The sequence below is a fragment of the Pedobacter polaris genome (genome assembly GCF_005116505.1).
In the GTDB taxonomy this organism is placed as follows: Bacteria; Bacteroidota; Bacteroidia; order Sphingobacteriales; family Sphingobacteriaceae; genus Pedobacter; species Pedobacter polaris.
Window position 1 is genome coordinate 141,786 of record NZ_SWBR01000005.1, and the last position, 13,411, is coordinate 155,196.

A 13,411-nucleotide genomic window follows, 5' to 3' on the forward strand; every position below is an offset into this window, starting at 1 on the left:
GCATAAAAACTTAAACAAACTATTTACCACTTACCTAAACACACAAGAATGTATGAGATTTTACATTAAAAGTGGTGGAACTAAGGCGAATAAGCACTTAGGATTCATTACAAACCAACTAAACAAAAAATTAACTAAGGCAATGAAACTTATTGTAATTTTTTTAACTGCTTTTTGCTTGCAAGTAAGTGCTTCAGCATTTTCTCAAAAGATTAGCATAAGCCAAAAGAACGTGCCATTAGAGCAAGTTTTAAAAGAAATTAAACGCCAAACTGGCTATTTTTTCTTGTACGATTTAGACTTAATTCAACAAAAGTCTAAACCAGTTACCATTAACGTAAAAAATGCTGATTTAAAAGATGTGCTTGTCACAGTTTTAAAATCTCAACCATTTAGCTACGAGATTAAAGAAAATACTATTTTAATTATGCCTTTAAAAAATGTTGCAAGGGTTGACATAGATGTTAGAGGTAAAATTGTAGATGAGAATGGAATACCAATGCCTGGTGCTTCGGTTAAGGTTAAAGGTAGGACAGGTGCAGTTGTTAGTGATTCGGATGGTAACTTTGTGTTGCCAAATGTTGATGAAAATGCAACTATTGTTATTTCTTACATCGGCTTTGCTGACGTAGAAGTAGCGGCTAAAGCACAAATTGGAACCATTAAGTTGTCTTCAGTTGCCAATGCATTAACAGATGTAGTAATAACTGGTTATACGAGTTACAAGAAAACGCAATCGGCAGCTGCAAGTTCTTTGGTTACAGCTGATAAAATTAATCAAGTTCCAGGTTTAACATTAGATCAAATATTACAAGGCCGTGTTCCTGGGATGAGCGTAATCTCAACTTCTGGTCAGCCAGGTCAAAGTGCATCAGTTGTAATTAGAGGTATTGGTACTGTGAATGGTGTAAGAGGTCCATTAATGATTTTAGATGGTGTGCCTATTGAAGCTGGTTATTTTCAAACTATCAATCCCGATGATATCGAATCAGCTACTGTGTTAAAAGATGCATCAGCTACAGCTTTATATGGCTCAAGAGGTGCGAATGGTGTAATTGTTTATACTACAAAAAAAGGTAAAGCAGGTAAAGTGGCAGTAAGTTATAACTCTCAATACGGTTTTTCTAATTTGAGTAGACCTAACTTTACCATGATGAATACCAATGAGCGTTTACAGTTTGAAGAAGAGATAGGATTAACAGGTGTAAATATTGGGCCAGGTTGGACTTACTCTCCTAAAAATCCAACTTATGCTGCAGGTACAACAGCAACTCGTGCGCGTGCAGATTTTATTATTGATAGTTTGAGGAACATTAATACCGACTGGAGAGACATTTTCTTTCAAAAGGGTAAATTTCAAGAACAACAAGTAAGCATAAGTGGTGGCAGTGAAAAATTGCGCTTTTACAATTCTTTAAATTATTATAATCAAGAAGGCGTTGCTATTAACACTGGACTAAAACGTTATGCTTTGCGTAGTAATTTAGATTTTAATGATGACAAATTCAGCGGTAGTGTAAATGTGTCGTTAGGTTATTCTCAATCTACTTTTATAAATGGAGAAGGTACTACGAGCGCAGGAACACCAATGTCTGCGGTTTACTATGCATTACCTTATGAAAAGCCATATGCTTCGGATGGGACTTTGGTGCATCCAGGTATTAGCGGTCAAGCTAAATACAATATTCTTGACCAAAGAGAGGGAACTTTAGCATTAGAACGAGTTTTAAATTCAAGTAATAAAACCGATCAATTAAAAGCGATTGTTGGTGGTTCATTTGCGTACCAAATTCTACCCTATTTAAAAGCTACAACTAGATTTGGTATCGATTATAGAAATTCATCTGATGAAAACTACATCAATCCTGATTCTTATTACGGATCTAGATCCAATACTAATACTTTAGGCGGAAGAGGCCGTTTAGATGAAGCTAGTCGTAGAAACTTTGGAATCGTGTCTACAAGTGGATTAACTTTTTCAAAAACATTCAATAGCAAACACGATGTAGAATTCTCTGCACTTTACGAATATATTTATAACGATTATAAATCATTTGGTTATACTGGTTTTGGTATAGATAGTCGTTTGCCAGAAACACCAGCTGGGATAACAGTTAATGCAACATTTTTACCTAATCTGTCTGGAGGTAAAACTAGAAATGCAATGGCATCTTTTATGGGGATAGGTCGCTATACTTATGATGGTAAATATACATTAACAGGAAGTTACCGATATGATGGTTCTACAACTGTTGTAGAAAAAAATAGATGGCATGGTTTCTATTCTGTAGGTGCAAACTGGAACGCTAAACAAGAAGATTTTCTTAAAAATGTAGAGCTTATTTCTGATTTGAAAGTGAGAGCAAGCTATGGTACTACAGCAAGTACGTTTGGAGGTAATTTCGATTATCAACAAGCATATGGTAATACTACTTATGGTGGCAATACAGGTATTCGTGCTACTCAGGCAGGTAATATTGATTATGATTGGGAATATGTAAGTACATTTAATGCAGGCTTTGATTTAACCCTTTTTAAAAGTAATAGATTGAGATTAGTTGCTGATGTTTATAATAAAATTACTAGCAATATGTTCATCAATCAGCCACCCTCTGCAGTTGCTGGTTACGCAACTTTACCATTAAGCTCAGGTAAAATGAGAAATAGAGGTATTGAGTTTGATATTAGTGGAGATGTGCTTAAAACAAAAGATTTTACTTGGACTATAGGTGCAAATGCTGGTTACAATAAAAACATGGTTTTACGTGTAAGTGATGTAACAGATAATTTCCCAGAAGGAGATACACGTATCATTAAAGTTGGTTTACCTTATGGTACTTACGTAGCTCCTGATTGGGCTGGTGTAAATCCACAAACGGGTGAAGCACAATATTATAATCTAGATGGTAGCATTACTACCTTATATAATGCCAATACACAAAACGCAACTAATTCTGGTAGTTTATATCCAACATTTACTGGTGGCTTTAATACAAGTTTCAATTATAAAGGAATTACAGCTTCTGCATTATTTTCCTTTGTGTCTGATGTGATGCGTCATAATAATGAGGATCTTTATAACGAAAACAGAACTTACCGCACTAGTAACCAGTCGGTAAGAATGTTGTACAACCGTTGGCAAAATCCTGGTGATTCTGAGGACGATGCTATTTTACAGAGATTTGATATCCCAAGAAATTTTACTTCTAAGGACATTCAGGATGCTTCTTATTTAAGATTGAGAAATGTTACTATTGGATATACAGTTCCTAAAACCATCTTAGATAAAACCAAATTCATTAAAGGAGTAAAAGTTTTTGTTCAGGGACAGAACTTATACACTTGGACAAGTTGGAGAGGTTTAGATCCTGAAAACAACGATGTTTTTGGTAGATTCCAATACCCAAATACCAGAACATATACCGCAGGAATTAATGTTAACTTTTAATAATTACAGTTATGATTAACAAAATATATAAAAAATGCACTGTGTTATTGGCAGTAGTGCTTTTGGCGACCTCTTGTACTAAACTAGATTTTAAGCCAACTGATTTAATTTTGCCTGAATTGGCATTCAGGAACATTTCAGATATTAACTTGGGCGTTATTGGCGCTTATGCACCAATTGATTATTCTACATTAAGCTATAGTTCGATCGTTTCTGATGAGGCCATTTACCCACAAGAAAATACTGTGGGTAATAGTGATGCATACAGATGGCTCTATAATGGTTCTAATGGTTCGGTTACCGGTTTATACTATACCAATTACCAAGCTATAGATCGCGTAAATAGAGTTTTAGAAGCTATGGGTAAATTAACCTTTACAGGTACAGATGTTGCATTGGGAGATCGTTACAAAGGTGAATTATTGGCATTAAGGGCATATTTACATTTCGAATTGTTAAGAGCTTATGCATCTTCTTACCAGACAGGTGCTTTAGGAGTAACTTATATGACAAAATCGGCTGTGATTTATCCAGCTAGAGAAACTTTTGAAGCTGTAATTTCAAAAGCTAAAATAGATTTGATTGCAGCTAAAGATTTAATTCCAACAACATTTACAGATAAAACAAGGATTACAAAAACTGCTGTTTCTGCAATTCAAGCCCGTATTGCATTATATGAAAAAAACTGGAGCGATGCGATCACTTATTCTACAGAAGTAATTACGGCATTGCCATTAGCTACGAAAGTACAATTTCCAGGTATTTGGACAGATGCAAATGATGCTGAAGTAGCTTGGAAACTTAAACGTGTTAGTGGTGATTCTAGAACAGGAGATTTCTATTTTAGACAATCTGGAGGTGTTGTTTTATATGCACCTTCATTTAAATTAATAGCTGCTTATGATCAAACCAATGACATTAGATTTGTTCCATATATTAAATTTGACAATACACGTACCGGAACAAAATCTAAATATTTAGTAAATAAATACATTGGCGGATCTTCAGCTACACCTGGTTTGGCAGATGTAAAACAGTTTAGAACCGGCGAAATGTATTTGATTAGAGCAGAAGCTAGAGCAGAAACAACCGGCGATGCTGCAGGAGATATAAATACTTTACGTGCTGCAAGAATTAATGGGTATGTAAACGCAACTTTTGCCGATAAAACTGCATTAATTAATGCTATTTATGAGGAAAGGTATAAAGAATTAGCCTTTGAAGGACATCGCTTTTTTGATTTAAAAAGAAGAAATTTATCAATTGAGAGAACTCCTGCAGATGTTGCTGCAACTCAGAGTGCGCTTACTTTAACTCCTGCTCAGGCACAATATGCTTTGCCTATTCCGGCAACAGAATTATCTGTTAATAAAAATATGGTTCAAAATCCTAAATATTAGGTAAAGTTTTTGGGGAGGGAATTTCTTCTTCCCCAAAATATTTAAACATACCATTATGAAAAAATCCCTTCTCATCCTTTTAATATCCTGTTGCATTTCATCCATTAGCTGTGGCAAGTCTGGAGATACAGCTACACCAGTTACACCAACTCCTCCTGTAGTAGTTACACCTACACCTAAAAGACCAGGTTCTATTGGTATAATTGGAGATAGCAGTAATGTTGTGAAACCTGTTACCGCAGGTATGGTATTAATGGGTGGTGGTGCTGATGTTGAGGCTGCGTTTAAATGGATGATTGATAGAAGCGGTGGTGGTGATGTGGTTATTCTTCGTGCAACTGGAACCGATGCCTACAATCCTTTTGTAAATGGATTAGGAACAGTAAATTCTGTAGAGACATTATTGATCAACTCAAGAGAGTTAGCTAACGATGATATAGTTGCTTATATTATTCGCAATGCAGAAATGGTTTTTATTGCTGGTGGCGACCAATCTCATTATATGAATTATTGGCGAGGAACCAAAGTAGAAAAAGCGCTTAATTATTTGTTAACCGAAAAGAAAGCTCCCGTTGGTGGCACAAGTGCAGGTTGTGCAATTTTGGGTGGTTTATATTATAGCGGTGAAAATGGGAGTGTTACTTCTTCAAATGCTTTGCAAAATCCATTTGAAAATACAATTACGCTTTATAATAACGATTTTTTAAAGTCGCCATTTTTACAAAATGTAATTACAGACCAACATTATTTAACCAGAGAGCGTGAAGGCCGTTCGATGGTTTTTTTAGGAAGAATACTTAAAGATTGGAACATTGCTGCAAAAGGCATTGCTGTAGATGAACGCACAGCAGTTTGTATAGATGCCACTGGTAAAGCAAAAGTTTATGGAGATTATTCTGCCACACGACCTTACAGTTATGCCTATTTCCTAATGCCTGATTTAGCTAAAAAACCCGAGCAGTTAATTGCCAACACTAAAGTAACTTGGAATTACACAGAACAAGCGGTTTCAGTTTATGAAATTCCGGCATCTGTTACTGGTGAAGGTAATTTTAATGTAGCCAACTTTAATATAACAGATGCAACTGGTGGAAAATCTTATTGGTGGTCTATCAATAATGGTGTATTAATTAAGAAATTACAGTAACAATAATTGTCAGTCTGAGCTTATCGAAGACTAAATAATAAATTATGAAAAAAATACTTTTAATAGCAATCAGTTTTGCATTAACAATTGCGGCTCAAGCTCAAAATACAGCAAAAGGCAATTTGTTTATTATTGGTGGCGGAGATCGTTCTGATGAATTAATTAAACAATTGGTTACTACTGCCAATTTTAAAGCCAATGATTATATAATTGTTCTGCCAATGGCAAGTGAAATTCCAGATACTGGCTTTAAATACATTTCTGCACAACTGAAAAAACAGACCCAACTTAACATCAAGAACTTTAATTTTAGCAAACATGATGTTAATGACAAAAAATGGATTGATTCATTAGCGGGAGCGAAGCTGATTTACATTTTAGGTGGCGATCAAAATCGTTTCATGAAAGCAGTTTTAGGAACTCCAGTTTATACCGCAATTCATACGGCTTTCCAAAATGGCGCTACCATTGCAGGTACAAGTGCAGGTGCTGCGGTGATGAGTAAATATATGATTACAGGCAAACAATTATTAGATACCGTTTACAAAGAAACCTTCAATAAACTTTGGGATAAAAACGTAGAGTTTGCCGAAGGGCTAGGTCTACTTCAAAATACAATTATAGATCAGCATTTCCTAAAGCGAAACAGGTACAATAGATTGGTCTCTTCTTTAGCTGCACACCCACAAATGATTTGTATTGGGATAGATGAGGGCACTGCAATCATTGTTCACGGCAATAAAGCAACTGTAGCAGGCGATAGCCAAGTAATTAGATTCGCTAATCCTAAAGAATTAAAAACAACAGCCAAAGGTTTAATTAAATTTAATCAGGCCGAGTTTGGCTTGTTTACCGCAGGCGATGTAATTGATATTAAACCTTAAAATTTGCTCAACTGATCTTCAACAACAGTTCTAATTTTAGCTGTGCCAGTACCCACAGTTGTGTCAGAGACCAGCAAGCCAATAGTTGTTACCCTAATGTAACTTATTTTTTGAGTTAAATTAGGTGTGCCAGAAAACGTAATATTTTCACCTGTTTCATCAAAATTGTAGGTTCCTGATAAAATTAGCGTATTGTTTCTTCTTTCAAATTTACCATCATCAGTAAAAATTAATGTATCTACAGGAGTAGATAATGTGGTATCTATTCTAGTAGTGAATGAATCATATACAGTTCTAATTCTATATTTAAGTGGCCATCTGCCTAAAAAATGCTTCTGAGCGGCTTCTTTGTCAGTAATTTCTTCCTTTTTGCATGCGTAAAAAGTTAGTGCTGTAATGCCTAAAAGGATAATTGCAATCTTTAAGTTTTTCATTCAGTTAACATTTGTGAAGTAAAGATAAGAATGCTAATGGCCTTTTTTATCTAATTGTGATACTTTTTATACTAAAACTTAAAAAAGAGCAGAACCAAAAAGAAAATAGTTATATATTTCAGTTTGTAATTGAAAATGAATGAAACACGTATTCTCTAATTTAACTTTTCAAGTTTTAGTAGCCATTTCTTTAGGCATTTTAGTGGGGGTACTATACCCTGGTTTTGCTTCTTATGCAGAGTTGATTAGTAAAAGTTTCATTAACATGATTAGCATGTTAATTGCCCCGATTATATTTTTTACCATTGTTTTAGGGATCGCCCATATGGGTGATATGAAAAAAGTTGGACGTGTAGGTGGCAAGGCTTTACTTTACTTTGAAATTGTAACCACACTGGCTATTGTTATTGGTTTAGTTGTAGCTAATGTATTAAAGCCAGGGGTAGGAGTTAATGTGCCAACAGGCGATGTAACAAAAATTGCAACTTATACAGCACAAGCTGGAGAAATCAATTGGCTAGAATTTATTGCCCACATTATTCCTAAGAATATTTTCGAAGCATTTACCAAAGGAGAAATTTTGCAAATTTTGTTCTTCGCTATTTTATTTGGCTATGGCTTAAATAAAATGGGAGAGGCCGGCCATTCTGTAATTAGCACTTTCGATAAAATATCTAAAGTATTGTTTAATATCATGAAAGTGGTAATGCGTGTAGCGCCAATTGGTGCTTTCGGTGGAATGGCATTTAGCATTGGTAAGTATGGTTTGGGTTCTTTAAAGCCAATGGCGCAATTAATGGGGTCAGTTTATTTAACCTGTTTCCTCTTTGTTTTTGTGGTTTTAAATGGTATTTGCAGGTATTATAAATTCAGCTTGTGGCAATACCTAAAATATATCCGTCAAGAGATTTTAATTGTTTTAGGCACATCTTCATCAGAATCTGTTTTGCCAAGTATGATGAAGAAAATGGAAGACATTGGCTGTGATAAATCTGTAGTTGGTTTGGTTATTCCAACAGGCTATTCATTTAACTTAGATGGAACGGCGATTTACTTAGCAATGGCTGTTATTTTTTTAACGCAAGTTTTTAATATTGATTTAACTTTAACACAGCAGATATCTATCATGGCAGTTTTAATGGTTACCTCTAAAGGTGCCGCTGGGGTAACAGGAAGTGGATTTATTGTTTTGGCAAGTACGCTTACCGCTTTAAAAATTATGCCTGTAGAGCATATTGCTATTTTGCTAGGCGTAGATCGTTTCATGAGCGAAGCAAGAGCAATAACCAATATGATTGGAAATGGTATTGCCACTATCGTAATTGCCAAAAGTGAAAATGAATTTGATCAAGAGAAATATTTAAAAGCAATTAGGCCAGCAGCGATTGAGAAAGCTGAGGAGGAACATTTTTAGTTGATTTTACCACAGAGGTACATAGAAAACATAGAGATAAAATCTTTTCTATGTGCCTATATGGTTTAATTTTATCTTCCAAACATTCCTATCAATCATTTTTTCTCGTAAACTATCAGTATCACCAAATCATTATTCGGATCTGGAGCAATACCATGTGAACTTCCGGGTCTGGTTAAAATAGCATCACCAGGTTTAACAGCAAAAGTTTCTCCATTCATTTTCATTTTGCCATTGCCACTTATTACATAGTAAATTTCATCTTCTTTTTGTAAGTGATAGCCAATTGACGAACCTGCTTTTAAAATCCGCTTTCTAAAAACTGTTTTCAAATTTTTAGCACCTGCAAAAAAGTTATAACCTATCGTTTTACCTCCCCCATTATGAGTGCCAGCTTCTTCTTTGGCAACATCAGTGTCATTTTGTAAAATGAATTTGCTGGTATCTATAGTTTGTGATTTTGCAGTATAATTAAAGGCAAATAGAAATGCTACAATAAATAAAATTGAATATAGCCTGTTTGGAGTTTTCATTGATGGTAATTTTGGTTCGAATAAAAGTAGGCATTTTGTTTTTTACTTGCCAAATGCACCAACTTTGTTATATAAACCCGATTGAAGTGATAGCTCTTGAGCTGAAAGCGAAAAGACTAAAGCTGAAAGCGGGACTGCATTTCCCGAAGAGTTACTGCCATTGTTTTCTGCTACTTTAACCATATCTTTCATCGTTTTTCATTTAGTTACATAAATTATTCAATTATCTGTGTTTTGCATTTGACAATCTATTTCAATTAGCTTAAGTTTGCAACACAAAAAATAGATATAATGAGTGTTTTAGTAAATAAAGATTCTAAAGTAATTGTTCAGGGTTTTACTGGTAACGAAGGTACTTACCATGCTGAGCAGATGATAGCTTACGGTACAAACGTTGTTGGTGGGGTAACTCCTGGTAAAGGCGGTCAAACGCACTTAGATAAACCTGTGTTTAACACGGTAAAAGATGCTGTTGACAAAGCTGGTGCTAATGTATCTATTATATTTGTACCTCCTGCTTTTGCAGCAGATGCAATTATGGAAGCTGCTGAAGGTGGTATTAAAGTAATTGTTTGTATTACAGAAGGTATTCCAACAAAAGATATGATTGCTGTAAAATCTTACTTAAAAGGAAGAGATTGCCGTTTAATTGGTCCAAATTGTCCAGGTGTTATTACTGCTGATGAAGCTAAAATTGGTATCATGCCAGGTTTTATCTTCAAAAAAGGTACAGTTGGTGTAGTTTCTAAATCTGGTACTTTAACTTACGAAGCAGTAGACCAAGTAGTAAAAGCTGGATTGGGTATTACTACAGCTATTGGTATTGGTGGCGATCCAATTATTGGTACTACAACTAAAGAAGCTGTTGAGTTATTAATGAACGATCCAGAAACTGAAGGTATCATCATGATTGGTGAAATTGGCGGTGGCATGGAAGCAGAGGCTGCATTATGGATTAAAGAAAATGGTACTAAGCCGGTTGTTGGTTTCATTGCTGGTCAAACTGCGCCTCCAGGACGTAGAATGGGACATGCTGGTGCAATTGTTGGTGGTGCTGATGATACTGCTGCTGCTAAAATGAAGATTATGGCTGAGTGTGGTATTACGGTTGTAGAAAGTCCTGCAGAAATTGGTGCAGCTATGGCCAACTTGTTGAAGAAATAATTACTAACCAAATATATTTTAGAAGCGTTTCGCAATTTGTGAAGCGCTTTTTTTATGGAGTTTTTAAACACAGAGTGCGCAGAAAGATACACAGAGTGCGCAGAGAGATACACAGAGAACAGGGAGTCAAGCTGAAGTTTTTAACCGCAAAGAAGCAAAGAGTCTTTGTTTGGTAATGTGTATTTCGCTGCCTTAGCTATCACCATTGTCTATCAATCATTAACTCTTTTCTTTGCGAAATCTTCTTAGCTCCTTGCGGTTAATTATAAGCTATAACGTTTGACGCTCAAATGAAAATCAAAAACTAACTATTGATTATATTTGTATAAGCTGTATAAATCTAAGCAAGTTGATAAAGCGTATATATGCTTGTAAAACATACAAAATTAAAGCTATGATTAATAAAACATTATTGGCACTGTGCCTGTTAGTTTCAACAAGTATAATTGCTTGCGCTCAAAAGCAAGAAAAGGCAGCGCCATCTAAAACCACTAAGAAAATGGAATACAATAAATTAACAAAAGAAGAAGAAGATGTAATTGTTCGTAAAGGAACAGAGTGGGCAGGTACTGGGAAATACGATAAGTTTTTTGAAAAAGGAACTTACATTTGTAAGCGTTGTAATGCACCATTGTACAAATCTGATACAAAATTTGATGCACACTGTGGCTGGCCAGCTTTTGATGATGAAATTAAAGGAGCTGTAAAAAGAATTCCAGATGCTGATGGAAGCAGAACAGAGATTGTTTGTACCAAGTGCGACGCACACCTTGGTCACGTGTTTGTTGGCGAAGGATTAACTGCAAAAAACACACGCCATTGTGTAAATTCTATCTCAATGATATTTGTACCTGATAAAAAATAAAATCATTTTTATTGATTACGAAATGCCTTAGTTTTTACTAAGGCATTTTTTTTGGCAGTAAATTTGTTATTCAGAGCGCAGCAAGGAATTTATAGAGAAGGATAACCTTATCACAATCCGAGCAAAAAAACCATCAAAAAATCATTTTGTATATTTGCCCCCACCTCCAACCAAATAATATGAGAATAAAGTTTACACTCTTATTGATCTTATGTTTAGGTTTTTTTGCTGTTAAAGCACAAGAAAATCCTACCAAGCAATCAGATACTGTGGTGAAAACGCTCTTTACCACTTATTATGCTAAAAAGTTTGAAGGTAGAAAAACAACTAGTGGAGAAAGATATAGAGCAGCAAAACTTACAGCAGCTCACCGCACACTTCCCTTTGGTACAATAGTAACTGTTAAGAACTTGGTTTCTGGTAAAATAGTAATAGTTAGAATTAATGACCGGGGTCCTTTTAGTAAGAAATTTTCATTAGATCTTTCAGAGTCAGCAGCCAAAGCCTTAGGTATTTACAGACTTGGTTATGCTAAGGTTGAGGTAAGTTACGCCCGGCCAAAATAATTTAGAAATGAAGTGCATAATCACTCATTTTTTAAAATTATTAACACTCATTTTATTTTACTAAGTCCTTAAAAAGAAATAATTAGCTTTTTTCTAAGTTGTTTCTGACAGAATTCTGATTGAAAAATGCATATCCTTCAACAACATGTTAACAACTTTGCGACGCAAAAAATCGTTCAACTTCTATATTTGTTAAACAAAGTTCTTTAAAAGAATCCACTCCAAATATTATTTAAGTACTTAATATTTAGTTGATTAAAAAGCGGTGAAATTTCAACGTTTTTAAAATTGTAAAAACTAAATAGGTTTTTGTTGGCGGGTATATTTTGATAGAGCTTTGTAAGATAAGGGGTTTAATTTGGTTTAAAGATATATCGTATTCCGATAAGTTTTAAAAACAATCTATAACCTATAATGCAATTTCTAACGTTAAAAAATTGAGCTTATGGAAGACGAGTTATTATTAAGAGAAAACAAAGATCGCTTTGTTCTTTTACCAATTAAATACCCTGAAATTTGGGAGATGTACAAGAAGAGCGAGGCAAGTTTTTGGACGGCAGAAGAAATTGACTTATCAGATGACCAAAAACATTGGGATAACTTAAATAGTGGCGAACGTCATTTCATTTCTCACATCTTGGCTTTCTTTTCTGCAAGCGATGGTATTGTAAATGAAAACTTGGCGGTAAACTTTATGAGTGAAGTTCAATTGCCAGAAGCACGTTGTTTTTACGGTTTCCAAATTATGATGGAAAACATACATGCAGAAACTTACGCTTTGTTAATTGATACTTATATCAAAGACCCAGAAGAAAAAGATCGCCTATTTCACGCAATCGATACCGTTCCGGCAGTAAAAAGAAAAGCAGAATGGGCTTTACGTTGGATTGATAATGGAAACTTTGCAGAGCGCTTAGTTGCTTTTGCTGCAGTAGAAGGTATTTTCTTTAGCGGTAGCTTCTGTTCTATCTTTTGGTTAAAGAAACGTGGTTTAATGCCAGGCTTAACCTTCAGTAATGAGTTAATCTCAAGAGATGAGGGTATGCACTGCGAATTTGCTTGTTTGCTTTATAGTATGTTAGAACATAGGTTAAGCGAAGAACAAGTTCATGGTATTATCCGCGATGCGGTAGAAATTGAAAAAGAATTTGTTACAGATGCGCTACCAGTTAATTTAATTGGTATGAACGCCAAGCTAATGCAACAATATATCGAATTTGTAGCAGATAGATGGATTGGAGAATTAGGTTATACTAAAATATACAATGCTACAAACCCATTCGATTTTATGGAGATGATTTCGCTACAAGGGAAAACAAACTTCTTCGAAAAAAGAGTTGGTGATTACCAAAAAAGTGGAGTATTAACCTCTACAGAAGATAAAGCGCAAGCTTTTTCACTAGACGAAGACTTCTAGATTAAGGGTTAAGCCAAAATAAGAAAATACTATAGGTTAAAATAGAAGGTTAGGGAGCTGTTTTACCAAAATAATAAAATGCTAATTATAAGATTTAACATGTTCGATTTGTCTCAAATCTCACATCTCAAATCTCAAA

The 13,411-nt window shown here is 34.9% G+C and carries 12 protein-coding genes; 9 read left to right on the plus strand and 3 right to left on the minus strand.

The genetic code is table 11. From position 1 onward, the window contains the following. The first annotated feature begins 52 nt into the window (after positions 1–52). From FA048_RS17370 to FA048_RS17385, 4 genes are read left to right on the plus strand one after another with little or no spacing between them, the layout of a single operon-like run. Complete coding sequence (locus FA048_RS17370) at positions 53–3,448, plus strand: SusC/RagA family TonB-linked outer membrane protein (protein WP_136843486.1); 3,396 nt, start codon at positions 53–55, stop codon at positions 3,446–3,448. An 11-nt stretch (positions 3,449–3,459) separates the two neighbouring features. Beyond that, a complete protein-coding gene (locus tag FA048_RS17375) occupies positions 3,460–4,848 on the plus strand; it encodes a RagB/SusD family nutrient uptake outer membrane protein (protein ID WP_136843488.1) in 1,389 nt (462 codons plus the stop codon). Between the two features lie 55 nt (positions 4,849–4,903). After that, positions 4,904–5,995, plus strand: coding sequence for a cyanophycinase (locus tag FA048_RS17380; protein WP_136843490.1), 1,092 nt, complete (start codon positions 4,904–4,906; stop codon positions 5,993–5,995). 44 nt (positions 5,996–6,039) lie between these two features. After that, positions 6,040–6,879 (plus strand): cyanophycinase, encoded by an 840-nt coding sequence (locus tag FA048_RS17385; RefSeq protein ID WP_136843492.1) that lies wholly within the window; start codon positions 6,040–6,042, stop codon positions 6,877–6,879. On the opposite strand, the gene FA048_RS17390 is transcribed toward FA048_RS17385, so the two are convergent. Next, positions 6,876–7,313 carry a hypothetical protein gene (locus tag FA048_RS17390; protein WP_136843494.1) on the minus strand — a complete coding sequence of 146 codons (438 nt, stop codon included), beginning with the start codon at positions 7,311–7,313 and terminating at the stop codon, positions 6,876–6,878. The two genes, FA048_RS17385 and FA048_RS17390, sit on opposite strands and share 4 nt — an antisense overlap. A gap of 139 nt (positions 7,314–7,452) precedes the next feature. Here FA048_RS17390 and FA048_RS17395 point away from each other — a divergent pair, with 139 nt between their 5' ends. After that, positions 7,453–8,727, plus strand: coding sequence for a dicarboxylate/amino acid:cation symporter (locus FA048_RS17395; RefSeq protein WP_136843496.1), 1,275 nt, complete (start codon positions 7,453–7,455; stop codon positions 8,725–8,727). Between the two features lie 95 nt (positions 8,728–8,822). Here the strand turns inward: FA048_RS17395 and FA048_RS17400 are convergent, their stop codons facing one another. Together FA048_RS17400 and FA048_RS19775 are read right to left on the minus strand one after the other, a co-directional pair. Further along, positions 8,823–9,260 (minus strand): cupin domain-containing protein, encoded by a 438-nt coding sequence (locus FA048_RS17400; protein WP_136843498.1) that lies wholly within the window; start codon positions 9,258–9,260, stop codon positions 8,823–8,825. Positions 9,261–9,302: 42 nt separating this feature from the next. Then, positions 9,303–9,452 carry a hypothetical protein gene (locus FA048_RS19775; RefSeq protein ID WP_169306903.1) on the minus strand — a complete coding sequence of 50 codons (150 nt, stop codon included), beginning with the start codon at positions 9,450–9,452 and terminating at the stop codon, positions 9,303–9,305. Between the two features lie 99 nt (positions 9,453–9,551). Between FA048_RS19775 and sucD the strand changes: the two genes are divergently transcribed. The 4 genes from sucD (at position 9,552) to FA048_RS17420 (ending at position 13,272) form a co-directional block, all read left to right on the plus strand. Continuing rightward, entirely contained in the window at positions 9,552–10,424 is an 873-nt protein-coding gene (sucD, locus tag FA048_RS17405) for a succinate--CoA ligase subunit alpha (protein ID WP_136843500.1), read from the plus strand. A 394-nt stretch (positions 10,425–10,818) separates the two neighbouring features. Further along, the gene (locus FA048_RS17410; protein WP_136843502.1) at positions 10,819–11,289 is read left to right on the plus strand and encodes a methionine-R-sulfoxide reductase; all 471 of its coding nucleotides are present in this window, start codon (positions 10,819–10,821) and stop codon (positions 11,287–11,289) included. Between the two features lie 179 nt (positions 11,290–11,468). Continuing rightward, positions 11,469–11,855 (plus strand): septal ring lytic transglycosylase RlpA family protein, encoded by a 387-nt coding sequence (locus FA048_RS17415; protein WP_136843504.1) that lies wholly within the window; start codon positions 11,469–11,471, stop codon positions 11,853–11,855. Between the two features lie 445 nt (positions 11,856–12,300). After that, entirely contained in the window at positions 12,301–13,272 is a 972-nt protein-coding gene (locus tag FA048_RS17420) for a ribonucleoside-diphosphate reductase small subunit (RefSeq protein ID WP_136843506.1), read from the plus strand. The last annotated feature ends 139 nt before the right edge of the window (positions 13,273–13,411 follow it).

Coding starts and splice junctions, on each gene's coding strand:
- FA048_RS17395 (WP_136843496.1), top strand. CDS start 7,453: ATGAAACACGTATTCTCTAATTTAACTTTTCAAGTTTTAGTAGCCATT.
- FA048_RS17375 (WP_136843488.1), top strand. CDS start 3,460: ATGATTAACAAAATATATAAAAAATGCACTGTGTTATTGGCAGTAGTG.
- sucD (WP_136843500.1), top strand. CDS start 9,552: ATGAGTGTTTTAGTAAATAAAGATTCTAAAGTAATTGTTCAGGGTTTT.
- FA048_RS17400 (WP_136843498.1), bottom strand. CDS start 9,260: ATGAAAACTCCAAACAGGCTATATTCAATTTTATTTATTGTAGCATTT.
- FA048_RS17385 (WP_136843492.1), top strand. CDS start 6,040: ATGAAAAAAATACTTTTAATAGCAATCAGTTTTGCATTAACAATTGCG.
- FA048_RS17390 (WP_136843494.1), bottom strand. CDS start 7,313: ATGAAAAACTTAAAGATTGCAATTATCCTTTTAGGCATTACAGCACTA.
- FA048_RS17410 (WP_136843502.1), top strand. CDS start 10,819: ATGATTAATAAAACATTATTGGCACTGTGCCTGTTAGTTTCAACAAGT.
- FA048_RS19775 (WP_169306903.1), bottom strand. CDS start 9,452: ATGAAAGATATGGTTAAAGTAGCAGAAAACAATGGCAGTAACTCTTCG.
- FA048_RS17370 (WP_136843486.1), top strand. CDS start 53: ATGAGATTTTACATTAAAAGTGGTGGAACTAAGGCGAATAAGCACTTA.
- FA048_RS17380 (WP_136843490.1), top strand. CDS start 4,904: ATGAAAAAATCCCTTCTCATCCTTTTAATATCCTGTTGCATTTCATCC.
- FA048_RS17420 (WP_136843506.1), top strand. CDS start 12,301: ATGGAAGACGAGTTATTATTAAGAGAAAACAAAGATCGCTTTGTTCTT.
- FA048_RS17415 (WP_136843504.1), top strand. CDS start 11,469: ATGAGAATAAAGTTTACACTCTTATTGATCTTATGTTTAGGTTTTTTT.